Genomic DNA, 26622 nt, shown 5'->3' on the forward strand with positions numbered 1-26622 from the left:
TTCGCTCGGCACCCGTATTCTCTGAACTGGCTGTTGCCGGATGGGCGTTGTTGACGGGACCTCACGTCCGAGTTGCGGCAGCGAGGACGGCAGTGAGCGCGGCGGTAGCGTCGAGGAGGGCACGGGAGCGGACCTCGATGCTCGCGTCTCGGGCCGCCAGCGCGGCTCGGACGTCGTCCGATCCGTTCCCGTGCCGCAGGTCCGGCATCAGGGCCCGGAGTGGGTCAATGCGGTACCCGGCGCTGCGTAGCTGGTGGACGATCCGGGCATCCCGAGCTTGGGCCGGTGAGTATCGTCGCGTTCCTCGTGGGGGGACCCGGTCGGGAACAACGAGCCCCTCGGCGTCCCAGTGCCGCAATGTCGATGGGCGCACTCCGAGCGCGGAGGCGAGTTCGGAGACGCTCATCGAGTCCGATGGGCGTACGTCTTCGATGGGCTCGGCAGAGATCGCCTCTGCCGCCTCCTTGGCAAGCTTGAGGTCCGTGCGCTCCCGGTCGAGTCGGGCGTGTGCCGCGTCGAGAAGTGCAAGTACCTCCGAGGCCGGGCACTGATGTGCAGCACGAACGATCCGTTTGGCCTCAACCGGACCCGTGCCGACTGCGAGAGCTCGGTAGGACAGCGCGGAATGCAGGTGACCCTCTCCGTAGATCCGGTAGCCCGCAGCTGTGCGCGTCGCCGGCGGCAGCACACCGTCGCGCTCGAGATTACGCACCTGCTGAACTGAGTATCCGGCACGTCGCGCGACATCGACTGTGCGCATGGCCGACGACTTGAGAGTTGGCATCCGCTCCCCCGTTGCTTTTCGGCTCAAAGTCTCCACAAGCACCTTAATGAAACGCTTGAGAACATGACCATCGACGAGATCATCGACTTCATGCAGGACCTCGATGGAGTCCTGGCCGTCAGGCCGGGACCCGACGACGGCTCACCAGAGATCAGTTGGGGGGATACGTTCTTCTACTACTCTCCTGACGGTGTCGCGCCGAAAACGACTCAACCGTTCGCGACGATCGTGACGAAGAACTACCCAGGCGACGAGAGATCGCGCCTGGACCGCCCGGACACGTTCCGCGTCAATATCGCCGCTGGGAAGGAAGCCTTCGTCGACCGGACCGGCCACGCGCCGCGCGAACCGGCCATCGACGACGACCCCAGCGTCACCGATGCCGTGATGGCACACCCCGTCTACGGCTCCGTGGGCTGGCTCGCGGTGGTGAATCCGGGCCAGCGGACCGATACGGCAACCTGCGACCTGCTCCGCAATGCCTATCACCTCGCACGTTCGCGCTATGAGCGACGTACTGGGTAATGGCCGGGCACTTCTCTGATCTTCACTATGCCCCGGTTCAGGCCCTTGACCGCTCGCCGGCGGCGACCGTGCGGCCGGCGACTTCGTGGAAGGTCGGCAGGCCGAGATCGACAGTGGACCGCTCGTCGACCTGGGCGAGCTTTTGCTCCGCTCCGGCGAGGCTGACCTTGAGACCCTCGACCTCGCCGCGCCAGCCCTCGCGTTCGGCTTCCGCGATTCGGTCGAGCAGGTTGTCGCGGATCTGCACGATCCGGTCGCGCTGAGCCGGGTCAGGCCGCAGGAGACTGCATCTGAGGCAACCGTGCTCATGGACGCAACCGGTCCCGTAGGCTCGGCCGCAGTCGCCCAGGGCGACCCGGCGGCGTTCGAAGTGACCGAGGAACTCGCCTGCGGGAGTCTGCCGGCCCTCGCGGCCGGACCCGGCCCGGCCGGTCCTGGCGCACCCAGATGATCCGTAATGCCGCTGCCGGCGCGGCCGATGGGATGCGGACGAGCGGCGGGGGTCCTGAACGGCTGCTATAATCATCGCGTTGCCTTCGGCGCCCCCAGTGCGAGCGTCCGGAGGCTTTTTTCATGCCTTCTGACACATCCTCACCTACCACACACCCCACCACCAGCTACCGTGCCCTGCTCCGCAACCGTGAGTTCGCGGGCTTGTACGCGAGCTTCACACTGACGGTCGCCGCGAGCACCTTGTCGGGCTTCGCGCTCGGCACGCTGGTCAACCACCAGACCGGGTCCCCGTTTCTGACCGCCGTGAGTATGTACGGCGCCACGTTCGCGACGGTGCTCGGCGCGTTGACGCTGATGTCGGTCGCGGACGGGAGCCGTCCCCGACGGACGCTCGTCGCGCTCCAGTGCGTGTCGCTGGTGGGTGTCGCTGCGCAGGCGATCCCAGGGTTGCCCCTGGCTGCCCGGTTCGGTCTGCTGCTGGTGCTGGGGTTCTTCCAGTCCCTGGGGACCGGCACGCGGATGGGGCTGCTCGCCGAAGTCGTTCCGACCTCCGCGTATGCGCTGGCCCGTTCGCTGATGAACATCACCTCGGGTGGCATGGCGATCCTCGGCTACGCCATCGGCGCCATGCTGCTGCGGTACGTGAACCCGCAAGAAGTCTTCATCATCGCCGCGGCCCTGACCGGACTCGGGTTGGTCGTGGTGGCGACGACCATCCGGGAACACTCGATCCGTCTGACCCGTCGCCCCGGACTGCGTCAGACCTGGACGACGAACGTCGCACTCTTCTCCCACTCCGGCCAACGGGCGCTGCTGTTGAACCTGTGGGTCCCCAACGGCCTGATCGTCGGCTGCGAGGCTCTGTTCATCTCCTACGCTCCGGATCACGCCGGCGCCCTCCTGGCCGCCGGATCGGCGGGCATACTGCTCGGGGACCTGACTGTCGGGCGACTGCTCACCGCTGACCAGCGACGCCGTTACGCGTTCGCTCTGCGGCTGCTGCTCGCTGTCCCTTACCTGCTGTTCGCAGTCCACCCGCCCATGCTGGTGGTGACGGCCGCGGTGTTCATTGCCAGTGCCGGTTTTGCCGCCACCCTGCCTCTCCAGGAGCAGCTTCTCGCGCTGACCCCCGATCCCGTCCGCGGCCAGGTCCAGGGCGTCGAGTCCGCCGGCCGGATGACGTGGCAGGGCATCGGGGCCGCGATCGCCGGCGGGGTCGCCCAGCACCTCACCCCCGGCGCCGCGGTCACCGCCCTGGCCGCAGTCTCCATCGCCATCACGGTCGGCTCCCGGCCGTTCGTGGTCCGTGCCCGTTCCGTCAGTGTCGAGAAGACCAGCACATGAATGACACCGGCTGGTGGCCGGTTGCACCGACAATTGACGCGGTCTCAGCCCTCAACACCCCGGCCCTACGAGCGGAGTGCTCTGCGCGTTTGTTCAAGCCGGGCGTCGATGCCTTCGTCGACACGTCACCCGTGACAGAGCCGACGTCACGTTCGGATGGAGTCCTTGCCGACGTATCGCGGTGGCAGCCATGAGGACATCGGGCTCTGATAGCCGCTGTTTGACGTTCATTTCAGCTTAACTTCCTCGACTCTCATGGTCATGGGGACGGTGGTCGAGATCAGTAGCCTCACACTGCCTGGAGCCACCCGGGCCCCACCCCACCCCCACGCCTCGCTCAGAAGAAAGAGAACTCTGACCATGCCAGATCAAAGCTCGGCGCACTCAACTCCCACCAAGGCCAACCGCCGTAACTTTTTGATGCTGTCGGGTGCCGCCGCGGTCGCCTCCGTTGTCGGGGGAGCCGTTCCCGCCGCTGCCGCGACCGAGACGATCGGCAGGTTCAGTTCGTATCCGTTCGCACTCGGCGTCGCTTCAGGTGATCCGTTGGCCGACTCGGTGATCCTGTGGACACGCCTTGCCCCGGAGCCGTTGGCGATCGGATCCGGTATGCCGCAGAAAAAGTTCCCTGTTCACTGGCAGGTGGCGGACGACGAGAAGTTCAGTCGGATCGTCCGCGAGGGTCAGACGTTCGCGCTGCCCGAGCACAACCACTCCGTGCACGTCGACGTCCAGGGACTCGCCCCTGACCGTTGGTACTACTACCGCTTCCGCTGCGGCTCCGAGCTGAGCCCGGTCGGCCGTACGCGCACGCTGCCCGCGCCCGGCGCGCATGTCGAGAAATTCACGATCAGCCATGCCTCCTGCCAGAACTGGGCAACCGGCTATTTCACGCCGCTGGAGTACATGGCCGAGGACGACCTGGATCTGGCATTTCACCTGGGCGACTACATCTACGAAGGCGCGATCACGGCTGCCGCGCCGCGCAACGGCGCTCCCATCACGGACGAGATCCGCGCCCAGTGCAAGACCCTCGACCAGTACCGGCTGCGCTACTCCCTCTACAAGACGGACAAGGGCCTGCAGGCCGCGCACGCCGCGTATCCATGGGCCATCGTCTGCGACGACCACGAGGTCAGCAACGACTACGCCGGTGGTGCCAATCAGTGGCCGAGCCAGTTGGAGCGCAGGGCAGCCGGGTACAAAGCGTGGTGGGAGAACATCCCCACACGGCTTCCCGCGCCCGTCGGCCCTGAGATGCGCATCTACCGCCGCTTCGCGGTCGGTGATCTGGTCCAGTTCGACATGCTCGACAGCCGTCAGTACAGAATCGCTGACAACGACCCCGTGGTGTCGAGGATCGGGGACGTCCAGGAGAAGTGGCTGCTCGACGGTATCAAGGCGTACGACACGACGTGGAATTTCCTTGCCCAAGGCCAGCAGTTGGGTGGCGTGACGACGAACAGCCCTACGCGAAACCGCATCTACAAGGCGTACTACGACCAGAACGTCAGCCCGATCATTCTGTCCGGCGACATGCACTGGACCATCGCCCAGGATTCGCTGCTCGAGATTCCGCGCGCCGACAGCCCGATTGTGGGCTCCGAGTTCATCGTGACGTCCATAACGTCGACGGGTGACGGACCTGGAAGTCAGTCCACGAAGGACGGATGGCTGAAGAATCCCTGGGTGAAGTATGTCGATGGCTACCGTGGATACATCCGCTCCGTGATCACACCACAGGGCGTGTCCAGCACCCAGCGTGACGTCCAGTACATCACGCGGCCCAACGCCCCGATCTGGGACGCACAGCACTTCCACATCGAGGCCGGGAAGCCGGGCATCCAACTCGCCTAGCCTGCAAGGGCCCTTGAGGCGCAAAGTGTGAGGTACGGGGGCGCGGCGGCCGTGCGCCGGCCGCGCCCTCGGCCTCGCCTGTCGCGAGCGGTCAGTGGCCCCCTGCGGATGCCGGACCATGCGGGCGCGCACTCGACCTGGGCGCGCTCCTCGAGCTCTGAGCGTCACCGCACGCCGCAACGACGGACCTACGCCTGTGGCTGCCAGACGTAACGGACGTCCGGCTCGCGTTCCTCGTTGTTCCGGCCGTCCGTGCGCTCAGCCTCGGTGAACCCATGCCGCTCGTAGAACCGTTGTGCCGGTTCGTTGACCTGGAACGTCCACAACTTCAGGCCTCCCGGCCGCTGTTGCTTGGCCAGGGCCACGAAACGGTCGCCCAGCCCCCGGCCGCGCCACGACGGATCGAGGTAGAGCTGTTCCAGCTCTTCGCCGTCGAGCACCAGGAGTCCGACCACGCGGTCCTCCGCGGTCGCCACCCAGGTCTCGTACTTCGGCACGACCACGTACGAGAACCAGTCCCGCACCTCCTGGTCGGTGTGCGCGCGGCGCACGGTCGGCAGGGCGGCGGCGAAGGAACGCAGCCATACGTCGGCGACATCGGCTGCGTCGGAGTCGACCGCACGTCGGAGGACGAGCTCGTCACTGTTCACAGCGCGGGACCTTCGCAGATGGACGGTGCCGGTGCAAGCGAATTGGCCCCGGACTCCGCCTGTACCTCCCGGCCGGCCGTCCCTCGGCGGCTCCCTGAGCCGGCCGATTCGCTGGCCCGTCTCTCAACCTGTCGGGGTCGGCCACCTCGCCGGCTGAGTGTGCTGACCGGCCGGCTCAGCGGGCTCGGTCGTAGACGAGAGCCAGCGCGCCGTGTTCGCCTACGGCCTGGCTGACGAGCGTCCACTGCCCCGTGGGCAGGTCGTCGTCGAAAAGCCGCGGCCCACCACCGAGAAAGACCGGAAAGGTCGTGAGCGCCAGCCGGTCGACCTTGTCGGCCGCCAGCAGCGCCTTGATGATGCTCACGCTGGAGAGCACGAGAATGTCACCGCCTTCGGTCGCCTTGAGGTCGACGACCACCTCGGCGGTCGGCTTGTCGACGATCGTGGTCCGCTCCCACAGCGCCTCGCCGAGGATGGAGGAGAGGACCACCTTGTCGGTGTCGACGAGCCACTTGGCGAAGCTCTCATCGCGCGGGTAGCTAAGCGTGACCGTGGGGGCCACGGCATGCGACGCGCCGTGGCTCCCGGATTCGGTGCCGGCATCAGCTCCGTCAGCAGGGACGGTTGCTGTTGTTGAGCGACACGCTGGTCGAGCCGCCGTAGCCGGACAGCGTCAGGGTGTTCGAGCCGGAGACGGGCACAAGGTAGTTGGTCGGCGTCAGGGTGACCGTGACTCCGGCCGGTATGCCGCTCGGAGCGGACAGGTCGACCTGCTGCGTGGTGCCCGACGCGCTCGGGACGTAGCTCGAGTCCGAGCTGACCTGGAGGCCCATCCAACTGGTGATGCTGACGGTGAACTTCCAGGTGCTGCCGGCCGGTACACCGGTCGTCGAGGTGATGGTGAAGGCGAGCTTTCGGTTGAGGGCCGGTCCGACGCAGGTCCGGCCCAGCGTCGCATCCTGAATCCCCACCGTCGCACTCGCGGAAGCCGGGGCCGCACTGGCCGCGCCTCCGCCGGCCAGCATGGTCGCAGCGGACACGGCAAGCGTGCCCACCGCGGAAAGAAGGCGACGGCTCGCCGGCCTCTTGGTCATCTGCATTCCAGCTCCTCCCCGCCGCACATGCGGCGATCCGGAATCCCGGTCCCGCACCGGGACCGGGCCGTGCTCGGGCATGACGGTCACGATCTCCCCCGCAAACCCGGAGCAACATAACGAGCCGGAGGTGACAGGGGACGGGAATCCGTAAGCCTTCTCACCTAAACCCGATTGACCAATAAACCTGATTGGCTGACTTTTTCTCTGGCGCTGCGCACATCGGATCAGGGCCGGCGGTCACGTTCCGGGAAGAGGGTCCTGTTCGACCTCGTGACGGCGGGTCCTGATGTCCGGCTGCGGGGCCGGGTGCAGCTTGGCGTCGCACCCCGGGCCGAGGCCGGTACGGCGGGAGGCGGCGCCGGTGAGCGGGCGGCCGCAGAGGCGACACCAGACCGGGCGGCGGCCCGCAGGCGGGGATGGCTCTTCCTCGGATTCGAATAGCTGCACCTGATGTGTCTACCAGGCGGGCCGGCCCGCCGTAGAGTCGCTTCCCATGACGGCGACAGCCCAAGAGGCCTTCCTGCGTGGCTTTCATGCCCAACACCCGGCGGTGACATCGCGTTTCATGGCACGCGGCCGGGCCGCCGACGGCCGCTCCAGCTACGAGATCCTGCGGGACCGGGTCCATGGACGCCGTCGTGTTCTGGATCTCGGCTGTGGCGATGGCCTGTTGCTGGAACTCCTGGCCGGGTCCGAGTCCGACGAGCGCGAGGTAGCCGGAGTGGATCTGTCGCCCGCCGAGCTGGAACTGGCCCGTCGGCGGCCTTTGTTGGCCGATGCGGCGTTGCTGGAGGCAAGGGCGCAGGACCTTCCGTTCACCGACGGAAGTTTCGACGCGTGCGTCTCCCACATGGCGTTGATGCTGATGAGCGACGTCGAGCAGGTCGCTGCGGAGGTGGCCCGGGTACTGAGACCCGGTGGTGTGCTGGCCGTCGCACTGGGGGGCGGGGCCGTCGGAGGCGAGGCGTACGAGCTGTTCCTCCGGCTGCTCAGGCCCGTTGTCGAAGCGGTTCCTCCCGGGCAGCGGATACCCACGCTGGGCGACAGGCGCACGCGGGACCGCGACGGGCTCGACGCGGTCCTCGGGCCGGCCGGATTCATGCCGGTCGGGTGGGACACCGTCCGGATCGATCTCAGCGGCTCGATCGAGCAGGTGTGGGAGACCGTGTCGGGTCTGTACGACCTCGGGCCGCTCGACGCACGAACCATCGGAACGTTGCGTGCGAGGTTCGCCGCCGAGGCTCGAACGGAAGCGCGGTCGGACGGCACCATCGCATGCGCCATGAAGGCGCACATAGCGACATCGCGACTGAGGTGATTCCGTCGAGAGAGCGGCCGTGGGCCGGCCGAGCTTCAGGCGTGAGCCTTGTTCAGGCGGCGTGGACCTGGCAAAGGGCGCAGCACACGCGCCCGCGTCACAGCGCCACGTCGTCCCATTCGCCGAGGAGGATGTCGCCCAGGTCCGCGCCGGGTTCTCCCGCGCCGTTATGGAGGGCCTGTTCGGTCCAGATGACCTTGCCGCCGGAGGTGTAGCGGGTGCCCCAGCGCGAGGCGAAGCGGGCGACCAGAAACAGTCCGCGTCCGCCCTCGTCCGTGGTGGCCGCCCGGCGCATGTGGGGTGAGGTGCTGCTGCTGTCGGACACCTCGCAGATCAGGGTGCGGTCGTGCATCATCCGTACGCGGATCGGCTCGGTGCCGTAGCGGATCGCGTTGGTGATCAGCTCACTGAGGATCAGTTCGGTGGCGAAGCCGATCTCGTCCAGCCCCCACACCTCCAGCTGCCGGCCGCATGCGGCGCGCACCGGGGCGACCGCGGCCGGGTCGGAGGGCACGTCCCAGCCGACGACCTGGGCGGGGTCGAGCAGGCGGGTGCGGGCGACCAGCAGGGCGATGTCGTCGCTGGGGCGGGCGGGTAGCACGGTGTCGACGACGGCCTGGCACAGCTCCTCCGGGGTGCCGTCTGCGCGCCCGGCCAGCGCTGCGCGCAGGAGGTCGAGTCCGGTGTCGATGTCGCGGCCCCGGTCCCGTACGAGGCCGTCGGTGAACAGGACCAGGCCGCTGCCTTCGGGCAGGCGCAGCTCGGCGGTCTCGAAGGGCCCCCCTCCCAGGCCCAGGGGCGGCGAGGCGGGGACCTCGGGGAAGTCCACGCTGCCGTCGGGACGGATGAGCGCGGGTCCCGGGTGACCGGCCCGCGCCACGGTGCAGAGGCCGGCCACGGAGTCGTAGATGGCGTACAGACAGGTGGCCCCGGTGACGCTGCTGCCGTTGTCGCCGCCTGCTTCTTCCTGATCGATGCCGGTGACCAGTTCGTCGAGGTGCGCGAGGAGTTCGTCCGGGGGCAGGTCGAGGCCGGAGAAGTTGTGGACGGCGGTGCGCAGGCGGCCCATGGTGGCGGCGGCATGCAGGCCCTGGCCGACCACATCGCCGACGACGAGGGCGACCCGGGCCCCGGGGAGGGGGATCACGTCGAACCAGTCGCCGCCCACGCCGGCCTGTGCCGGCAGGTAGCGGTAGGCGACGTCCAGGGCGCTCTGCTCGGGCAGGCCGCGGGGCAGGAGGCTGCGCTGGAGGGTGACGGCCATGGTGTGTTCGCGGGTGTAGCGGCGGGCGTTGTCGATGCTGACCGCGGCACGTCCGGCCAGCTCCTCGGCGAAGGAGACGTCCTCCTCCCCGAACGGCTCGGGGGTCTGCGCACGCCAGTAGTTGACCATCCCCAGGGTCACGCCCCGCGCCTGCAGCGGTGCGGTGATCAGCGAGTGGAACCCGTATTCCAGGATCTTCGCGGTCAGTGCGGGGTCCTGGGCCCGCCAGCCCGGTGCACCGGCCAGGTCGGGTTCGAGCACCGCGTGGCCGGCGGCCAGACCTGCGGCCATCGGCGTGCTCGGCAGCCAGGTGAGTGGCGTGCCCACCGGGTAGAGGGGCGGGTCCGGGCCGACCCCGCGGAGAGCGGTGCGGTGCATGCCCGCCGTACCCGACGGTTCCCCACCGTGCAGCACGGGGTCCAGCAGCTCGACGCTGACGAAGTCGGCGAACCGTCCCACCACGACCTGCGCCAGCTCCTCCGCGGTGCGTACGACATTCAGGGTGGTGCCGATCCGCACCCCGGCGTCGTACAGCAGCTGCAGACGGGTCCGCGCCGTCTCGGCCCTGTCCGACAGGGCGCGCAGTTCGGTGGCGTCCCGCAGCGTCGCCACACAGCCCAGAGGTCCTCCCTCACCCTCCGTGGGCCGTACGTTGACCCCCAGCAGACGATCCCCGGCCGGACAGACCTCGTCGGTGGCCGCCCGGCCCGACGTCAGAAGCTCGGCCAGCCCCGTGTCCAGGCCCAGCTCGGTGACGTGGCGCTGCTCCGCGTCCGGCGGCAGCTCCACCAGTCGGCGCGCCTCGTCGTTGGCCAGCAGCAGCCGACCGTCTCCTCCGACGATGAGGACGCCTTCCCGGACGGAGTGCAGGACCGCGTCGTGGTGCTCGTACATGCGGGTCACCGCTGCGGGGCCCAGGCCGTGGGTCTGGCGCCGCAGCCGCCGGCTCACCAGAGCGGCGCTGCTCGTGGCCAGGACGACCGCGACGCCGGACGCGATCAGGAGGACCGGCAGCCGTTGGTACAGCACGTCGTTGACGTTCCCGACCTTGATCCCGGCCCCCACCCCGCCGACGACCTTGCCGTCGGCCGTGGTGACGGGGGCCACCGTGATCACAGAGGGCCCCACGGATGTGTTGGTGGTCTCCGTAATGGGCTTGTCGAGCTTCGGCACGGCGCCGACGAGGTGTTTCCCTATCAGCCTCGGGTCGGGGTGGGCGTAGCGGATCCCGGACGGGGAAAAGGCAACGACGGCATCGACGCCGGACGCCTTCTGCGCCGCCAAGACCCGCGGCTCGAGCACGGCGGTCGGATGGGCGCTGGTCATCGCCGCTGCGGTCCCCGGTGCGCTCGCGAACGCCGTGGCGACGGCAAGCGTCTGGTTGCGCGCGTCCCGAACAATCTCGTGCCGGGCCTGCAGCACCAGCCCCACCAGGGTGGCGAAGATCAGCAGTACGGCAAGGGCCATCTGCAGAATGAGCACCTGACCGGCGACGGTACGCACACTGAACAGAGACCGCAGCCGACGACCGGTGAGTGGACTCGGGGATCGGTCAGAATCTCCGACCATATCCCTTTTCTAGCACTATCCGATCGGCGAGGTGCAGCGGCGGTGACACGCCCGGTTACGGCCTCGGCCCGCATGCTGACAAGGCACCGACAGGGGCCTGTGCGTGTGCGGGCACGCCTGCGCCGTCGAGGCGGCCGCCCGCGACATCGCGGAACTCGCCCCGGAGCTCGTACTGCTGGATCTTCGGCTGCCCGGAACACAGGAGTCCGATGCGGTGCGCACCCGGGTCCCGGCTCAGGCCGACGCCGAGCGCGGCGACGCTCGGGGGTCACCACCAGTTCGGTGCAGCGTCGCGCAGGGAACGGTTGCGCCGAAGGGGGTCATGAGAGGCTCACACCTCCTCATGCGGTTGCACAGTGTGATTACATGTCACGGTCAGTGACATAAATATGCCTCCGTCACTGCTTTCTCGAGTTCCCCTGTCCCCCCGGCGAGGAGCCCCCATGTCCTCCACCTTCCGCAGAAGCCACACCGGGCGACCGCCCCTGGTGTCCACCGCCTGTGCCGTCGCCGTCGCCGCCACCACCGCAGCCCTGTTCTCCGCCGCTCCTTCGGTCGCGCATGAGGTGCCCGACGGCTCCGGCTCCCACTCCCACCAGGAGGCAAAGGCAAACGTCCTGCCCGGTGAGGCCGAGATCCTCGGGCAGGAGCACGCCGACGCCCACGCCATGCTCCGCAAGGCCGCTCAGTCCCTTGTCGACGACTATCCGCAGACCACCCGCACGGCACGTCTCAAGGCACTGACCGAGTCCCAGGCCAAGACCAACGCGAGCTTCGACAAGACGGAGTACGGCGCGTTCAAGGAGTACTTCGACTCGCCCGACTTCGGCGACCACATCGCGCTGCTGCCCACGGGCAAGGTGCTGCTGTTCTCCTTCGAACGGATCGAGACCAACCCCACGAAGGAGCCCGCGCCCACCCAGGTCATCGGCAAGGAGAACGCCGGGCGCGCCTATCTGTGGGACCCGGCCAAGGGAACCGGCCCGTCCGCGTTCAAGAAGGTCACACCGCCCTCGGTCAACATGCCGGACGGCCTGAACGTGTCCCGGCCCGCGCCGTTCTTCTGCTCCGGCCACTCGTTCCTGCCCAACGGCATGCTCGGGGTGTTCGGCGGCAACCTCGGCGGCAATGGGGGGACCGGTGCGAAGCTGTCACTCGTCTTCGACCCGTGGACCGAGACCTGGGCGATGAACGAGGACCTGGTGGTCGGCCGCTGGTACCCGAGCGTGGTCACCGGCGCCGACGGCCGGCAGATCATCATGTCCGGGCAGTCCGAGCTGGGCTGGGGCACTCCCACACCCATCATTGAACGCTTCCCGGAGAAGGCCCGCCCGGTCCCGCTGAGCAAGGGCGACATCCCCAGATTCGTGAAGGCGGACGTCCTCAAGGCGGAGGCCCCGTTCAAGCGGGACTACCCGCATCTGTTCTCGCTGCGCGACGGCAAGATCTACGGCCTCGGCCGCAGCTACGACCAGCAGTGGCTGTTCGACCCCGTCACCGAGACCCGTACGGACCTGCCGGGCCGGATCGACAAGAAGGACCGCAACTACGGCTCCGCGGTGGCACTGCCCGGCGGCTTCCGGGGCCCGGACTCCGTCCTGGTCCTCGGCGGGGACCGCGACGACCCGAACACCTACCAGCTCTCCGGGGGCAAGTGGAAGACCGCCCAGCCCCGGGCCTTCGGCCGTACCCAGGACGACACCCTGATCCTGCCCGACGGCAACCTGCTCACCGTCAACGGCGCCTTCGACATCCGCGACTACGGCAACGGTGTGCTGAACCCCAACGCCGACCTCAAGTACCGGCAGATCGAACTGCGCAACGCGGACGGCGACTGGAAGCTCGGCCCGGTGCAGCGGCTGCCGCGCGGCTATCACTCCAACGCGGTGGTCCTGCCCGACGGCAGGATCATGATCACCGGCGATGAGCTGCAGCAGATCGCCAACGACCGTGACATCACGGACGACATCAACGGCACCATCGAGATCTACGAGCCGGCCTACCTGTACAACAGCGACCGCCCCACGCTCACCTCGGCCCCGGCCGACCCGATCGGGTACGACGCGAAGTTCCAGGTGACCACCTCGACCCCCGACACGGTGAAGCGCGCCGTCCTGCTGGCACCCACCACGGCCACGCACTCGGTGAACACCAGCCAGCGCCATGTGGAGCTGCGGATCAGGAGCCGCAGCGGCAACACCATCGAACTCCAGGCACCGCCGACCGCGGCCTCGGCCCCGCCCGGCTACTACATGCTGTTCCTCCTCGACGAGGAGGGCATCCCGAGCATCGCGAAGTGGGTCTCCTTCGCACCCAAGGGGTGAATCGTGCCTGACACCTACTCACAGACGCAGACACAGAAACAGACAGAGACCGGAACCGGCCTGCCGCTGCGGCAGAACACCGAGATCCAGGGCGACATCCTGGCCGGGTTCAAGAAGGACCATATGCAGCTGCTCTTCCTCAGGTTCGAGGACGAGATGCTGGCACGTACCTGGCTCAAGCGGCTGCGGCCCCGGATCGCCACGACCAGACAGGTGGCCGTCTTCAACTCCGAGTTCAGCAGGGCGCGGAGATACTCGGGCGGTGACGACCCGGACGAGCTCAACGCCCTGTGGCGGAGCGTGAGCTTCACCTACCGGGGCATGAAGCTCCTCAACGGCAACAAGGACCCGTTCCCCGTCATCCCGCCCGGGAGCACACAGGAAGCGTTCGCCCAGGGGCCCGCGCACCTGGACCGGGCCAAGATGCTCGGTGACACGGGGGAGAACTCGCCCGAGAGCTGGCTCTTCGGCAACAGCAAGGACCAGCCCGTTCACGCCGTGCTCACCGTCGCCGCCGACCAGGTGAAGGACCTGCGCAGCGCGCTGGGCCAGGAACGGGTGGAAGCCGCCAGGCACAAGATCGTGATCGTCTTCGAGCAGGACGGGGCGACCCTGGAGGGCAGCCGCAGGGGCAAGGAGCACTTCGGCTTCAAGGACGGGATCAGCGAACCCGGGGTGAAGGGCTTCGACGAGCCCAACCCCGACAATCCCGATCAGGTCAAGGGGCACCCCGGCACACGTATCGTTCCGGCAGGCGAGTTCGTCGTCGGCGAGCCACGGGTCGGCGGAAACCCCACGGACCTGCCCGACTGGGCGAAGAACGGTTCCTTCCAGGTGATCAGGCGCCTCGCCCAGGACGTTCCCGGGTGGTGGAGCCAGATCCACGAGCGACTGCAGGAATTGAAGGCGGAGAAGGCCGTCCCCCCCGACACCACGCGGGAGTGGCTGGCCGCCCGCGTGGTGGGACGCTGGCGCTCCGGCACCCCGGTGCACAAGTGTCCCCAGTTCGACCCGCCATCCGACGCGGAGGCGTCGAAGGACAACGACATCAGCTTCCGCAACGACCCCCAGGGCGAGATCACGCCCCTGTGGTCCCACCTCCGCAAGACCAACCCCCGTGACGGTCTCTTCGTCGGCGGGCAGTTCGTCCCGGAGAAAGAGGTCCTCGACGGCATCCGGATCATGCGGCGCGGAATCCCGTACGGCCAGCCCTTCGACCCGGCCGGCGGCGAGAGCAACGGACCGGACGCCCAGCGCGGTCTGCTCTTCATCTGCTACCAGTCCGACCTGGTGAAACAGTTCGAGTTCATCCAGAAGGACTGGATCAACGAGGAGGACTTCCCGCCCCGGCAGAACCCCGGCAAGGACCCGCTGGTCGGCGCCGACGCCGACGTGGGCCGGGACACCACCGTCCGGTTCAACGGCTGCGAACTCGACTTCAAGCAGTTCGTACGGACAGAAGGCGCCGTCTACGCCTTCATGCCCTCCATGTCCACCCTCGACCGTCTCGCTGCCGGCAGCCTGATCGAGGAGGAGAAGCCCGGAGGTACCCGTGACCTCAAGGCCCCCTTCACGCTCAACGCCGCCGGGTCGGGGGGCAACAACACGGTCGACGCGGGCAAGGCCAAGCTGGTCATGCGGGCGGACGGAAACCTGGTCGTCCTCGACGAGAAGAACCAGCAGCGCTGGGAGTCCGGCACCGCGGGCACCGGTGCCGACCGGATGACCTTCCAGGAGGACGGCGACCTCGTCCTCTTCGACAACAGGAACCAGCCGATCTGGAAATCCGGGACCAAGGGAAACCCTGGCTCCAGGCTGTCCGTCCAGGAGGACGGCAACGTGGCGATTTACGCCGCGAACGGCATGCTCATCTGGCAGACCTCCACAGCGCATTGATCCCGCGGAAGGGGCATGGCTCGTGCCGAGCCGTGCCTCTTCCGGTCATGGCTCGCTCACCGCTGTCGTGATGACACGGTTCCGGTGAGGACGAGCAGCGGTCATCGCCACGCCGACCCGGGCCGCCCTCCCCGCCACGCCGGGCCAGGGCGACGGCCGCGCGCCCCACGGAGCCGCGGCCCACGGCGACCAGGACCGTGCGTCCGGCGACCGGCCCGTCGGCGAAGACCGCACGGTACGCGGTGATTCCGGGAATGCCCAGGCGGGCGCCCTGCCGGTCGTCGACCGCGTCCGGGAGCGGTCCGACGCAGTGCGCGGGCACGGTGGTGTACTGGGCGGCTGTACCGAAGGACCGGTAGCTCTGGGCGTACGAGCACCAGACCCGCCGTCCCAGCGCCTCCTGGTCCTGCTCAACGCGGATGTGGAGGCCGTCGAATTCATCGTTCCCGGGCGTTCCGGCACGGTCTGCCAGGTCGTGCTCGACACCACGAGGCGGTGAAGCACCCGTCGCGCCCCGGCCGCGTACCGGTGTCACTCCCCCATTGAGCGAGTTGTCCGAAACTCTGTGCAGAGCACCGGGTGTTCGATTAGCACGACCGCACCGGCGGGTAGCTTCACAGCCCCGGAACGTTCCGCCACCACACCTGCCTGCACAAGGAGTTGGCGCGATGGACGGTGCGACGTTACGGCACGTCGGTACTTCGGGCGGTCGGCCCGCTCTGCCCCCCGACGGCGTGCCCACCCTCGGTGTCGAGGAGGAGTTCCTGCTCACCGACCTCCGGACGCGGGCCGTGGTCCCCTGCGCGCCGGTCGTCATCAAAGCCGCGCGGGACCACCTCGGTGACCGGATCGAGGCCGAGATCTTCCCGTCGGTCGTGGAGACGCGCACCAGCCCCGTCGCCACCCTGGACGGCCTGGCCCAGGAACTGCGGAACCTGCGCGCGGGCCTCGCGGCGGCCGCCGCCCAGGCGGGCTGCCGCGCTGTGGCGGCCGGCACGGCGGTCGTCCCTCCCGGCGGTCCGCTGGAGATCACCGACAAGGCCCGCTATCTGCGGATGGCGGCCGAGTACGGGCCGCTCGTCACCGGGGACGGAGGTGCCGGCGTCTGCGGCTGCCATGTCCACATCGGGGTGGCCGACCGGGCGGAAGCCGTACAGCTCTGCAACCATCTGCGCCCCTGGCTGCCGGCACTGCAGGCGCTCTCCGCCAACTCGCCGTTCCACGGCGGCCGGGACAGCGGCTATGCGAGCTGGCGGACGATGCGCTGGGCGCAGTGGCCGGGCACCGGCCCCGCGCCCCTGCTCGCCGATGCCGCGGCGTACGACGCGCTGCTGGACGCGATGGTCGACTCCGGCATGATGCTGGACCGCCGGATGGTCTACTGGTACGCCCGCCCCTCGGAACACTTCCCGACCGTGGAGGTCCGGGTCGCGGACGTCAACGCCGACCCGGACACGGTGCTCCTGCTCTCCGGCCTGACACGCGCCCTGGCCACCGTGCTTCTCGCCGGCATCCGGCGCGGCGAGCCCGCGCCCGACGTCCTCGACCCGGTGCTGCGGGCCGCCCACTGGAGGGCGGCCCGGGACGGCCTGCGGGGATCGGGCATCGACCCCGTCGACGGCCGCCCACGGCCGGCCGTCGAACTGGTCGACCGGCTCGTGCTCCGCGCGACGCCCGGCCTGGAGGCGGCGGGTGACCTGCCGCTCGTCCGGGACCTGTGGCAGCGCCAGCGGAAGCTCGGCTGCGGCGCCGACCGGCAGCGCGCGGCGTTCCGGCGACGCGGCGATCTGCGCGACGTCGTGGATCTGCTGGTTGTCTGAGGCGTCACGACCGAAGATCGGAAAGGCGGCCGTGCAGGACGGCAGCCGGCAAGCCGTACCGCCGGGACCCCACGACATCGGACAGTCCCGGGAAGCACGCCACTGGTCGCGGCCGCCCGCTGCGTACGATCAGCGGGTGGCCGCGCGAGCTGCCGGCCGGTGACGAGGAGGAGACCCCCATGAGCCTGTACGACATCCCGCTGCGCACTCTCTCCGGCGAGCCCACCTCGCTGGCCGAGCACAAGGGCAAGGCGGTGCTGGTGGTGAACGTCGCCTCGAAGTGCGGTCTGACTCCGCAGTACGCCGGCCTGGAACGGCTGCAGCAGCAGTACGGCGAGCGCGGCTTCACCGTGCTGGGCGTCCCCTGCAACCAGTTCCTGGGCCAGGAGCCGGGCACCGGCGAGGAGATCCAGACCTTCTGCTCGACGACCTACGGCGTCACCTTCCCCCTCCTGGAGAAGACCGACGTCAACGGCGAGGGCCGGCACCCGCTGTACGCGGAGCTGACGAAGCTGGCCGACGCGGAGGGCGAGGCCGGGGACGTCCAGTGGAACTTCGAGAAGTTCCTGCTCTCCGCCGACGGCGAGCCGATCGCCCGCTTCCGCCCGCGCACCGAGCCCGAGGCGGCCGAGGTCGTCGCCGCGATCGAGGCGCAGCTTCCGGCCTGACCTGCGCACGGAGTGCCGTGCCGCCGCACAGCGCGGCACGGCACCCATGAGAACGTAACTGCCGAGAAACCTCAGTGGCCCCGGTCGATCCACTCCTGAAGGTGGGGCGCCTCGGTTCCGATGGTGGAGGCATCGCCGTGGCCGGTGCGGACCACCGTCCCGGGCGGCAGAGTGAGCAGTTTCTTCCTGATCGAGTCGATGATCGTGGGGAAGTGCGAGAACGACCGGCCGGTGGCGCCGGGGCCGCCGGCGAAGAGGGTGTCGCCGGTGAACACGGTGTCCAGGTCCGGCGCATGGACGCAGACCGCACCCGGGGCGTGCCCGGGAGTGTGCAGCACCGTCAGTCCGGTGCCCGCCACCGTCAGAACCTGCCCGTCGGCGAGCTCCCCGTCCGGCAGCCGGTCGGGGTGGGTCTGCCGCCACAGCGGCAGGTCCTCCGGGTGGAGAAGGACCGGCGCCCCGGTGAGATCGGCCAGTGCGGGCGCGGCGTCGATGTGGTCGTTGTGCGCATGGGTGCACACGATGGCCACCAGACGGCGGTCGCCGACCGCGCGGGCGATGGCGTCGGCGTCGTGGGCGGCGTCGATCACCACCACCTCGTTGTCGTCCCCGACGATCCAGACGTTGTTGTCCACGTCCCAGGTACCACCGTCCAGCGAGAACGTGCCGGAGGTGACCAGGTTCTCGATACGGGTGTCCGCCATCAGAACTCCACCACCGAACGCAGCACATCGCCCGTCTGCATCCGGGCGAAGGACTCCTCGACATCGTCGAGCGCGATCTTCTCGGTGACGAACGCGTCCAGGTCCAGACGGCCCTGCAGATAGAGGTCGATGAGCATGGGGAAGTCGCGGGAGGGCAGACAGTCTCCGTACCAGGACGACTTGAGGGCACCGCCGCGGCCGAACACGTCCAGCAGCGGCAGTTCGAGGCGCATCTCCGGGGTGGGGACGCCGACCAGCACCACCGTGCCCGCCAGGTCACGGGCGTGGAACGCCTGCCCGTACGTCTCGGGGCGGCCCACCGCGTCGATGACGACATCGGCGCCGAAGCCGTCGGTCAGCTCCCGGATCGCTTCGACCGCATCGGTGGCCCGGGAATTGACGGTGTGGGTGGCACCCAGCTTCCGCGCGGTCTCCAGCTTGCGTTCGTCCACGTCGACGGCGATGATCCGGCCGGCGCCCGCCAGGCGCGAACCCATCAGTGCCGCGCCGCCCACACCGCCGCATCCGATCACCGCGACCGAGTCGCCGCGGCCCACGTTCCCCGTGTTGATGGCCGCGCCCAGGCCGGCCATCACACCGCAGCCCAGCAGCCCGGCGGCGGCCGGGGAGGCGGCCGGGTCGATCTTGGTGCACTGACCGGCAGCGACCAGCGTCTTCTCGGCGAAGGCGCCGATGCCCAGGGCGGGAGTGAGCTCGGTGCCGTCCGCCAGGGTCATCTTCTGCTTGGCGTTGTGGGTGTTGAAGCAGTACCAGGGGCGCCCACGCCGACAGGCACGGCACTGACCGCACACCGCACGCCAGTTGAGGATCACGAAGTCTCCCGGCGCCACCTCGGTGACACCCTCTCCCACGGATTCCACGACGCCCGCCGCCTCATGACCCAGAAGGAACGGGAACTCGTCGTTGATGCCGCCCTCCCGGTAGTGCAGATCGGTGTGACACACACCGCACGCCTGCACCTTCACCACGGCCTCGCCCGGCCCCGGGTCGGGCACCAGGATCGTCTCGATCCGTACCGGCTCGCCCTTGCCGTGCGCGACCACACCTCGTACCTGCTGCACCATGGCGGACAACCTCTCCCACTACTCAAGTCGTTCCCGAGGCACCATGGTTTCGGCGCCCCTCACAGATCAAGCACCGGCCGCGCACATCGTGCCCGGCCGACGCAGATCATCATCGTGTCATCCGCCGCCCGCTCCTCCTCCGACAGGAGGCTGTCACAGTGGTCCGGGATTCCTTCGACGACCTTGGGCTCGCACGTGCCGCCGGTGCCCTCCCGGCAGGAGCTCGGCGCCTCGATCGCGTTGTCCTCCAGCGCCTCCAGTACGGTCCGGCCGGGCGGGACCGTGATGCTGTGCCCGGCCCGCTGCGGCACCACATCGAACTCCCGGGCCTCGCCGGGGCCGGCGGATGCCCGCGGTTGCGCGGCAAAGCGGCAGCCAGACCCGGCACCGCTCCTCGACGGCGGCGAACAGCGGCTCCGGGCCACGCACCGAACCCGAGGCGGCCGGAGTCGTCGCCGCGATCGAGGCGCAGCTCCCGACCTGACCGACGTACGGAGTACCGTGCCGCCGCACAGCGCGGCGGCACGGCACCCGTCGCATCGTCGCGTCGAGGGACGCCTCAGCTCCGCAGGTGCCCCAGCACGGATCGCATCGCGCGCTCCACGGCGCCGCGCGACTCCTCGGTGTGGTCGATCATCTCGAACCCGTGGTGGCCGTGCGGTACGTCGACCACCTCGACATCGGCCTTGCAGTCCCCGGCCGCGGTCAGGAACTCCTCGACCGTCGCCGCGATCTCCGCGCCCTCCAGCCCCGCCCGGGTCAGCACGATCGGCAGTCGGCCCGCGCTGCTCACCGCGGCCGCGGGGCAGAACCGGGATTCCACCATGTGCCAGCCCGGCAGCGGCGCCAGCATCGGGTAGTTCGCCGCCACACACCGCAGCCACGACGGCGGCGCTGCAAGCCAGTTCGCCGACAGCAGCCCTCCGCCGGAGAAGAACCACAGGGCGACGCGTTCCCCGTCCACGCGCGGGTCGGCCCGTACGAGTCCGACGGCCTCGACGAGGTCCTCGGCGGCACGCCCGTAGTCGGCGAGACCGTACAACCGGTGATCCAGCGTCACGCCGACCGCTCCCAGGCTCGCCGCGTACCGGCCGTAGGCGGTGTAGAAGGGCGAGTCCCTCGGCGTGGGCCGCGCATCGCGGGAAATAGGGCCGCCGTGTACGAACACCACCGCCGGCCGGGGGCCGTCGGCATCCGGCAGGTGGAGGTCGACGTGTCCCACCCGCTCACGAGGCCGCTCCGGTACGTCCATGAGGAAGGGCAGAAGACGGGCGGGCTGCTCGCTCTTCTTCGCGGTCACCCGGTGCCCCTCCCCCGCGGCGGCGCGGAGCAGCACCTCGGCCAGCTCGTCGGGGGTGGAGAGCATCGGCCAGTGCCCGGTTTCGAGTTCGAAGAAGCTCACTTGCGGCTCGGCGAGCGCCTGGAGGTGCGGCGGCCCCGCGGCCACCAGGGTCTCGAGCATGGAGATGCTCATCCCGTTGGCGGTGCAGAAGACGCCGTTCGTCGGCAGCCCGGACAACGCCCCGGACAGGCGGAGCGGCTGGGTGAGCGTGCCCGACGGCTGCGGCGCGGCAAGCCGGTCCAGCCGTGCCAGCGCGTCCGCGGGGATGCCGATGGTGCTGCCCCAGCGCTGCCACTCGTCCACCGGCGGCGGGAGAATCCGCCAGTCGTCCTCGTCCGGCCCGTCCGGGCGCAGCAGCCGCTCGCGAACCGCCTCGTCGGGCACGAGTGCCACGGCCGCGTCGCCGTCCTGCGGCATGCCCGCGTCCAGATGGACGATCCGGGCGATCCGGTCCGGGCGCCGCTCGGCGGCGCCGAGCACGGGGTGGATGCCGTAGCAGTGGCCGACGATCACCACCTCCGGTGCGTCCACATGGTCGATCAGCTGCACCACATCCTCGATGTGGGTCTCCAGATCCGTTTCGGGACCCGCCAGATGGCGGCGGTTACCCATGCCGGTGAGCGTCACCGGAAACGCCTCGGCCCCCGACTCCCGCAGACGGGCGGCCACGTCCCGCCATATCCAGCCGCCGGTGTACGTGCCCGACACCAGCACGAATGCCGTCATCACTGCCTCCTCGCATACCTCGGTCCACGCCGCCGGCCCCGCAGGCCGTCCGCGCTCTCCGGTACGGTAGGAACTCCCCCTACGGGAGATTCCAGTAGCGCTTCTGACCCCCTGTTTCTCTCTGATCAGCGCAAACAATCAGCGCGTTGGCCCGAATCTCCCCGCGCCTCCGGGGTGGGGAGGGTGAAGGTGATGGGTGGCGGCCCGGCGACCGGGGCGCCGGGGGGTCAGCGCTCGGGCTTCGGGGGCCGCTGCATCAGCGCGGCAGCGGCCTGTTCGATGCTGATCTTGTCGTGCAGCAGTGCGGCGATGATTTCCGTGATCGGCATCTCGACGTCGTGGGCACGGGCCAGTTCGAGGATCGCCTCAGCCGACTTGACTCCCTCGGTGGTCTGCCGGGTGGCGGCGGTCGCCTCGTCGACGGTCATGCCCTGGCCGAGGTGCGTGCCGAACGTGCGGTTGCGCGACAGCGGCGAGGTGCAGGTGGCCACCAGGTCGCCCAGGCCCGACAGACCAGCGAGGGTCGCCGGGTGGGCACCGAGGGCTGTGGCCAGCCGGGTCGTCTCTGCCAGGCCCCGGGTGATGAGCATGGCCGCCGCGTTGTGGCCCATGCCCATGCCGTGCGCGATACCGGTCGCGAGGGCGATGACGTTCTTCACGGCGCCGCCCAGTTCGCAGCCGATCACGTCGGTGCTGGTGTACGGCCGGAAGTACGCGGTGTGGCATGCCGCCTGGAAGCGGCGCGCGGCGTCCGCGTCGAGGCAGGCGACTGTGGCGGCGGCGGGCTGCCCGGCCATGATCTCGCGGGCGAGGTTCGGCCCGGAGAGCACGGCGACCCGGTCCGCGCTCGCGCCGGCCACCTCAGCGATGACCTCGCTCGCCCGCTTCCCCGTGTCCCGCTCGATGCCCTTCATGAGCGACACGATCACCGTGTCGGGCCCGATGTGCCGTGTCCACGCGGCGAGGCTGGCCCTCAGCGATTGCGCCGGGATGGACAGCACGAGGAAGTCGGCACCGTCCAGCGCGGCCGCCGGGTCCGTGGTGGCCGTCAGAGAGGAGGGCAGCTCGACGTCCGGGAAATAGTCCGGGTTGCGATGCCGGGTGTTGATCGCGTCGGCGATCTCGCTGCGGCGGGCATGCGCAACAACGGCGGTGCCGGCGTCGGCAAGGATCTTGGCGGCGGCCGTACCCCAGGAGCCAGCTGAGAACACTGCCGCGCGGGCCGGGTGCTGGCTCACTCGGGTGTCCTCTCGCTGGACGCGGGGCCGTCGTCGGAGCGTCGGCCGGGCTCGGCCATCGTATCGACTGAGCCACGCGCCGAAGGCTCTGCCACAGGGCGGCGTAGGGTCAACAGGACCGCGCGGCGCCCGGGGAGCGTGGGCGGCGTCTTGTTCGCCTCGCGCAGCATGTTGTCCGCCTGGTCGTCGCCGAGCTCGCGGCGCAGCTCCTCGGCGTGGTCGATCCACAGCCGGTACAGCCGTGCACACATCGCCGGTTCGGCGGGCCGCTCGTCGACATGTTCCACGATGAGCCCGGCGGCGCGGGCCTTCTCCTCCCACAGGGGTTCGGCCCCTTGCCGCAGGGCCTGGGTGAGAACCAGCCGGGCGCCGGGCGCCATGATCCGGCCGAGCTCGCGCACCGCGTTGCCCCGGTTCGCGGCGAAGGCGAGGGCATCGACGCACACCACGCCGTGCGCGAAGCCGTCAGGTCGCGGCCCTCCCCGGCCTACTGTCGGCGGCCACCGGAACCACCTGGATGGCGGCCGATGTGAGGGAGGCTCTGGCGGCCGCGGGGGTGCTCGTGTCGGGGTCCGTCCGGATGCCCGGCCGTGGGGTGTCCACCGGGGTCCGGCTGAGGCACCTCCCGGACCCCTCTTTGCTCCCCTCCCCTACCCCGCCCCGTCCCCTTCCGTAGTTGTAGTTCCCGCAGGTCAGAGCCGTGCTGCGCAGGCAGCTACAACTACAGCTACATCGGGCGAGACCCCTTCCTGGGGGTCCTGTACGAGCTCGTTGACGACCCTGACAACCCGGCCCACACCCACGTCCGCGAGATCCACCCGGACGCTCACAGGCAGCCCCTGGCGCCGCCCGCTCGGCGAGAGCCCGGCCGGTTCCAGAGCCGATTTCAGGAAGTCTCATCTATGGGTCACTATCCGACCCTGGCCGCACGCTTCTCGGCCCAGAAACGGTAGACACCCCAGCCGGCACCTAGAGCAGCAGCCGTCCAGACGATGACCTCGACGAGAACAGTTGCTGAAGGCATGGTGAGGGTCGACCGGGGCGGTAGCACGACCATCTGCACCGCAGCTCCCACAGGAACCGTCAATGCGGCGATCAAGCCGGTCAGCCCAGGCCGCCTGATGCCTGCACCCACCGCACCCAGGACCAACCCGAACGGCAGACCGACCACCAACCACTCGACCATATCCGTGCCGGCCCCCGAGACGAAGGCGTCCGTCACGTAGTACGCCACCGTGGCCCCGATCAGCGCCAAGGCCCCGACCAGCGAGCCTCGGGTACGCGTCCCGGCCAGCCAGCCCATTCCCACCGCCAGCGCGGCCCAGGACCAGCCGGCGTCCATCAGCAGGCTGAGCACCCTGGCAACCTTGGCCCAGAGGGTGCCCGTAAGGGGGGCTCCGAGCTCCCCGTACGGCGAGGAAAGCGCGTTGGTGAGCGAGGTAGCCGCCCCAAATCCCAACCCTGCCAAGAAACTTCCCACCGTGACCTTCATTCCGGCAGAGTACTCAACAGGGTTCCCAAGACTTGACGGAAATCAGCCGACAGGCACTTGTTCTCCCACGTCAGAATGGGGAGGCACGAAGATGTTCAGATCCCCCTCTGAGGGAGGTTCAAGCCTTGTCCGGTGATGGCACGTTGAGCATCGGAGAGCTCGCCGAGCTTGCGGGCGTCACCGTCAAGACCGTCCGCTTCTACTCCGATCGCGGTCTGCTGCCCGAAACCGCCCGCAGCGCCGGCGGCCACCGCCGGTACGGCCCCGAGGCGATCGACCGGCTCCGCATGATCCGCTCCCTGCGCACCCTCGACCTGCCGGTCCCCGAGATCGGCCGGGTCCTCGACCGGGAGGATGCACTGGAGGACGTCATCGCGGGGCAGTTGCGGGAGCTCGGCTCGCAACTGGCCGCCCTGCGCTGGCGGGAGGCCGCCCTCCAACTGCTCCAGGACTGCACCACCGAGGAACGCCCCGACCGGCTGCGCCTGATCGGCGCCATCACCACCCCGCCCAGCACGGCCTCGCTGGCCCGCTTCTGGCGGCGCTGGCTGCCCCCACGGCTCCCCGCCCGGGTGGCCTCCGCGGTCATCGAAGCAGCGGTGCCGCAACCCCCCGCGGACCCGACCCCGGCCCAGGTACTGGCCTTCGCCCGGCTGCACGCCTTCGTCTCCCGCGACTGCCCCGGCACCGACAGCGGCCAGCCCGCGGCACACCGGCCCGACGAGGGCTACCGCCCGGCCGTGCTCTACGACGGTCTGGCGGAGGCACACGCGCTGACCTCGGCACATCTGCGGACCCAGCGGCCACCGCACGAGGGCGAGGCTCTCGACTGCTTCGTCTCCGCCCACGCCCACGCACGCGGCACGCGCGACACTCCCGCCTTCCGCCGCCGGCTCGGTGTCGAGCTCGCCGCGGACCCCCGTATCGACCTCTACTGGCAGCTCGCCGCGGAAGTGATCAGCCCGCCCTCCGGCCCCCCGGAGCCGACCCCCGGCGCCGCCCACGACTGGCTCTGCGCCGCCCTGGACACCCAGACCGCCCGGTCGGCCGCCTGAATCGGGCTGCCTGCACTGGATGGGCTCGGTCAGGACTCCGGCGCCCAGCGGATCGCGCGGACAGAGCGATCAGGTTTCACCCATTCCTCAGCGGATCGGGACGCCCGCCAGGGTTCGGGCGATCACCAGGCGCTGGATCTCGCTCGTGCCCTCGAAGATGGTGTAGATGGCGGCGTCCCGGTGCATGCGCTCAACCGGGTAGTCGCGGGTGAAGCCGTTGCCGCCGAGGATCTGGACGGCCTGGGCCGTGACCTTCTGCGCGGTCTCGCTGGCGAACAGTTTCGACATCGAGCCCTCGGCCGCGGTGAACGGCTTGCCCGTCGTCGCCATCCAGGACGCCCGCCACACCAGCAGACGGGCCGCGTCGATCTGGGTGCGCATGTCGGCGAGTTGGAAGGCGACGCCCTGGTTGTCGATGATCGGGCGGCCGAACTGGGTGCGGGTCTTGGCGTATTCGAGGGCGTACTCGTACGCCGCCCGGGCCGTGCCCACCGCCATCGCGCCGACCGCCGGGCGCGAGGCCTCGAAGGTGGCCATGGCCGCGTTCTTCACGCGCTCGCCGTCGCCGCTCCGTTCGCGGGCGCGGGCGAGGCGCTCGTCCAGCTTGTCCTTGCCGCCGAGCAGGCAGTGTCCCGGTACACGTACGTTCTCGAGGACGACCTCCGCCGTGTGCGAGGCGCGGATGCCGTGCTTCTTGAACTTCTGGCCCTGGGACAGACCCGGGGTGTTCGGCGGCACGATGAAGGAGGCGTGGCCCTTGGGGCCCAGCTCCGGGTCGACGACCGCGACGACGACATGGACGTTGGCGATACCGCCGTTGGTCGCCCAGGTCTTGGTGCCGTCGAGGACCCACTCGTCCTTGGCCTCGTCGTAGACCGCGCGCGTGCGCATCGCGGAGACGTCGGAGCCGGCGTCCGGCTCGGAAGAGCAGAAGGCGGCGAGCTTCACGTCGTCGACGTCGCCGTACATCTGCGGGATCCAGGTGCCGATCTGCTCCTCGGTGCCGTTGGCGAGGACGCCGACGGCCGCCAGGCCCGTGCCGACGATGGAGAGCCCGATGCCGGCGTCTCCCCAGAACAGCTCCTCCATCGCCACCGGGACGCCCAGGCCGGTCGGGTCGAAGAACTGCTGGGCGTAGAAGTCGACGGAGTAGATGCCGACCTTGGCGGCCTCCTTGATGACCGGCCAGGGAGTCTCCTCGCGCTCGTCCCACTCGGCGGCGGCCGGACGGATCACGTCCGCGGCGAAGCCGTGGATCCAGTCCCGGATCTGCTTCTGGTCGTCGTTGAGTTCGAACGTGAACTCGGCCATGTCCCCTCCACCTGCCCTGTTACCTGCGGTAATCGCAGTGTGTTACCAGCTGGTAAGCGGTGTCAACCGCCCTGGTCAGGGCAGCGTCGCGAGGAGGCGG

26 protein-coding genes are annotated in these 26622 nt (G+C 69.5%); 10 read left to right on the top strand and 16 right to left on the bottom strand.

The annotated features are described in order from the left end of the window. Positions 1–61: 61 nt before the first annotated feature. Positions 62–784 carry a MerR family transcriptional regulator gene (locus ABD858_RS03660; RefSeq protein WP_345034522.1) on the bottom strand — a complete coding sequence of 241 codons (723 nt, stop codon included), beginning with the start codon at positions 782–784 and terminating at the stop codon, positions 62–64. 63 nt (positions 785–847) lie between these two features. Between ABD858_RS03660 and ABD858_RS03665 the strand changes: the two genes are divergently transcribed. Next, positions 848–1309: a DUF6194 family protein gene (locus ABD858_RS03665; RefSeq protein WP_345034524.1), complete on the top strand. Its 462-nt coding sequence runs from the start codon at positions 848–850 to the stop codon at positions 1307–1309. Between the two features lie 37 nt (positions 1310–1346). Here ABD858_RS03665 and ABD858_RS03670 read toward each other — a convergent pair whose 3' ends face one another. Continuing rightward, the gene (locus ABD858_RS03670) at positions 1347–1556 is read right to left on the bottom strand and encodes a hypothetical protein (RefSeq protein WP_345034525.1); all 210 of its coding nucleotides are present in this window, start codon (positions 1554–1556) and stop codon (positions 1347–1349) included. Between the two features lie 326 nt (positions 1557–1882). Here ABD858_RS03670 and ABD858_RS03675 point away from each other — a divergent pair, with 326 nt between their 5' ends. Both ABD858_RS03675 and ABD858_RS03680 read left to right on the top strand, forming a co-directional pair. Next, entirely contained in the window at positions 1883–3106 is a 1224-nt protein-coding gene (locus ABD858_RS03675) for an MFS transporter (protein WP_345034526.1), read from the top strand. Positions 3107–3466: 360 nt separating this feature from the next. After that, positions 3467–4963 carry an alkaline phosphatase D family protein gene (locus ABD858_RS03680; protein ID WP_345034528.1) on the top strand — a complete coding sequence of 499 codons (1497 nt, stop codon included), beginning with the start codon at positions 3467–3469 and terminating at the stop codon, positions 4961–4963. A 188-nt stretch (positions 4964–5151) separates the two neighbouring features. On the opposite strand, the gene ABD858_RS03685 is transcribed toward ABD858_RS03680, so the two are convergent. The 4 genes from ABD858_RS03685 to ABD858_RS03700 all read right to left on the bottom strand — a co-directional run bounded on the left by ABD858_RS03685 (position 5152) and on the right by ABD858_RS03700 (position 7157). Continuing rightward, positions 5152–5613, bottom strand: coding sequence for a GNAT family N-acetyltransferase (locus ABD858_RS03685; RefSeq protein WP_345034530.1), 462 nt, complete (start codon positions 5611–5613; stop codon positions 5152–5154). Between the two features lie 175 nt (positions 5614–5788). After that, positions 5789–6175, bottom strand: a complete 387-nt coding sequence (locus ABD858_RS03690; RefSeq protein WP_425586148.1) for a dihydrofolate reductase family protein — start codon at positions 6173–6175, stop codon at positions 5789–5791. Positions 6176–6224: 49 nt separating this feature from the next. Next, on the bottom strand, positions 6225–6707 hold the full coding sequence (locus ABD858_RS03695) for a hypothetical protein (RefSeq protein ID WP_345034531.1): 483 nt from the start codon (positions 6705–6707) through the stop codon (positions 6225–6227). Between the two features lie 240 nt (positions 6708–6947). Continuing rightward, positions 6948–7157: a DUF6011 domain-containing protein gene (locus tag ABD858_RS03700; protein WP_345034533.1), complete on the bottom strand. Its 210-nt coding sequence runs from the start codon at positions 7155–7157 to the stop codon at positions 6948–6950. Positions 7158–7203: 46 nt separating this feature from the next. On the opposite strand from ABD858_RS03700, the gene ABD858_RS03705 reads away from it, so the two are divergent. Continuing rightward, positions 7204–8028 (top strand): class I SAM-dependent methyltransferase, encoded by an 825-nt coding sequence (locus tag ABD858_RS03705; RefSeq protein ID WP_345034535.1) that lies wholly within the window; start codon positions 7204–7206, stop codon positions 8026–8028. A gap of 97 nt (positions 8029–8125) precedes the next feature. Here ABD858_RS03705 and ABD858_RS03710 read toward each other — a convergent pair whose 3' ends face one another. Then, entirely contained in the window at positions 8126–10759 is a 2634-nt protein-coding gene (locus ABD858_RS03710; RefSeq protein WP_345044253.1) for a SpoIIE family protein phosphatase, read from the bottom strand. A gap of 545 nt (positions 10760–11304) precedes the next feature. Here ABD858_RS03710 and ABD858_RS03715 point away from each other — a divergent pair. Together ABD858_RS03715 and ABD858_RS03720 are read left to right on the top strand one after the other, a co-directional pair. Continuing rightward, positions 11305–13185: a galactose oxidase early set domain-containing protein gene (locus ABD858_RS03715; RefSeq protein ID WP_345034537.1), complete on the top strand. Its 1881-nt coding sequence runs from the start codon at positions 11305–11307 to the stop codon at positions 13183–13185. A gap of 3 nt (positions 13186–13188) precedes the next feature. Continuing rightward, the gene (locus ABD858_RS03720; RefSeq protein ID WP_345034538.1) at positions 13189–15081 is read left to right on the top strand and encodes a Dyp-type peroxidase; all 1893 of its coding nucleotides are present in this window, start codon (positions 13189–13191) and stop codon (positions 15079–15081) included. Here the strand turns inward: ABD858_RS03720 and ABD858_RS03725 are convergent. Then, complete coding sequence (locus ABD858_RS03725; RefSeq protein ID WP_345034539.1) at positions 15053–15616, bottom strand: MDR/zinc-dependent alcohol dehydrogenase-like family protein; 564 nt, start codon at positions 15614–15616, stop codon at positions 15053–15055. The two genes, ABD858_RS03720 and ABD858_RS03725, sit on opposite strands and share 29 nt — an antisense overlap. Positions 15617–15749: 133 nt before the next feature. On the opposite strand from ABD858_RS03725, the gene ABD858_RS03730 reads away from it, so the two are divergent. Continuing rightward, positions 15750–16901, top strand: coding sequence for a carboxylate-amine ligase (locus ABD858_RS03730; RefSeq protein WP_345034540.1), 1152 nt, complete (start codon positions 15750–15752; stop codon positions 16899–16901). A 179-nt stretch (positions 16902–17080) separates the two neighbouring features. Next, on the top strand, positions 17081–17569 hold the full coding sequence (locus ABD858_RS03735; protein ID WP_345034541.1) for a glutathione peroxidase: 489 nt from the start codon (positions 17081–17083) through the stop codon (positions 17567–17569). A gap of 71 nt (positions 17570–17640) precedes the next feature. Here ABD858_RS03735 and ABD858_RS03740 read toward each other — a convergent pair whose 3' ends face one another. From ABD858_RS03740 to ABD858_RS03750, 3 genes are read right to left on the bottom strand one after another with little or no spacing between them, the layout of a single operon-like run. After that, complete coding sequence (locus ABD858_RS03740) at positions 17641–18273, bottom strand: MBL fold metallo-hydrolase (protein ID WP_345034543.1); 633 nt, start codon at positions 18271–18273, stop codon at positions 17641–17643. Further along, positions 18273–19358 (bottom strand): S-(hydroxymethyl)mycothiol dehydrogenase, encoded by a 1086-nt coding sequence (locus ABD858_RS03745; protein WP_345034544.1) that lies wholly within the window; start codon positions 19356–19358, stop codon positions 18273–18275. The genes ABD858_RS03740 and ABD858_RS03745 overlap by 1 nt, the downstream gene beginning before the upstream one ends. A 59-nt stretch (positions 19359–19417) precedes the next feature. Beyond that, positions 19418–19672 (bottom strand): 2Fe-2S iron-sulfur cluster-binding protein, encoded by a 255-nt coding sequence (locus tag ABD858_RS03750; protein ID WP_345034545.1) that lies wholly within the window; start codon positions 19670–19672, stop codon positions 19418–19420. 32 nt (positions 19673–19704) lie between these two features. Here ABD858_RS03750 and ABD858_RS03755 point away from each other — a divergent pair, with 32 nt between their 5' ends. After that, a complete protein-coding gene (locus tag ABD858_RS03755; RefSeq protein WP_345034546.1) occupies positions 19705–19842 on the top strand; it encodes a hypothetical protein in 138 nt (45 codons plus the stop codon). A 75-nt stretch (positions 19843–19917) separates the two neighbouring features. Here the strand turns inward: ABD858_RS03755 and ABD858_RS03760 are convergent, their stop codons facing one another. The 4 genes from ABD858_RS03760 to ABD858_RS03775 all read right to left on the bottom strand — a co-directional run bounded on the left by ABD858_RS03760 (position 19918) and on the right by ABD858_RS03775 (position 24156). Beyond that, positions 19918–21426 (bottom strand): alpha/beta hydrolase, encoded by a 1509-nt coding sequence (locus ABD858_RS03760; RefSeq protein ID WP_345034547.1) that lies wholly within the window; start codon positions 21424–21426, stop codon positions 19918–19920. Positions 21427–21653: 227 nt separating this feature from the next. Then, positions 21654–22664: an NAD(P)H-dependent glycerol-3-phosphate dehydrogenase gene (locus ABD858_RS03765; protein WP_345034550.1), complete on the bottom strand. Its 1011-nt coding sequence runs from the start codon at positions 22662–22664 to the stop codon at positions 21654–21656. Next, the gene (locus tag ABD858_RS03770; protein WP_345034551.1) at positions 22661–23113 is read right to left on the bottom strand and encodes a hypothetical protein; all 453 of its coding nucleotides are present in this window, start codon (positions 23111–23113) and stop codon (positions 22661–22663) included. Before ABD858_RS03770 ends, ABD858_RS03765 begins: the two co-directional genes overlap by 4 nt. Before the next feature lie 461 nt (positions 23114–23574). After that, positions 23575–24156, bottom strand: coding sequence for a hypothetical protein (locus tag ABD858_RS03775; RefSeq protein ID WP_345034553.1), 582 nt, complete (start codon positions 24154–24156; stop codon positions 23575–23577). A gap of 125 nt (positions 24157–24281) precedes the next feature. Here ABD858_RS03775 and ABD858_RS03780 point away from each other — a divergent pair, with 125 nt between their 5' ends. Then, a complete protein-coding gene (locus tag ABD858_RS03780; RefSeq protein ID WP_425586149.1) occupies positions 24282–25211 on the top strand; it encodes a helix-turn-helix domain-containing protein in 930 nt (309 codons plus the stop codon). A gap of 87 nt (positions 25212–25298) precedes the next feature. Here the strand turns inward: ABD858_RS03780 and ABD858_RS03785 are convergent, their stop codons facing one another. After that, a complete protein-coding gene (locus ABD858_RS03785) occupies positions 25299–26522 on the bottom strand; it encodes an acyl-CoA dehydrogenase family protein (protein WP_345034557.1) in 1224 nt (407 codons plus the stop codon). Positions 26523–26622 lie beyond the last annotated feature (100 nt).

This window comes from Streptomyces sannanensis, assembly GCF_039536205.1.
In the GTDB taxonomy this organism is placed as follows: domain Bacteria; phylum Actinomycetota; class Actinomycetes; order Streptomycetales; family Streptomycetaceae; genus Streptomyces; species Streptomyces sannanensis.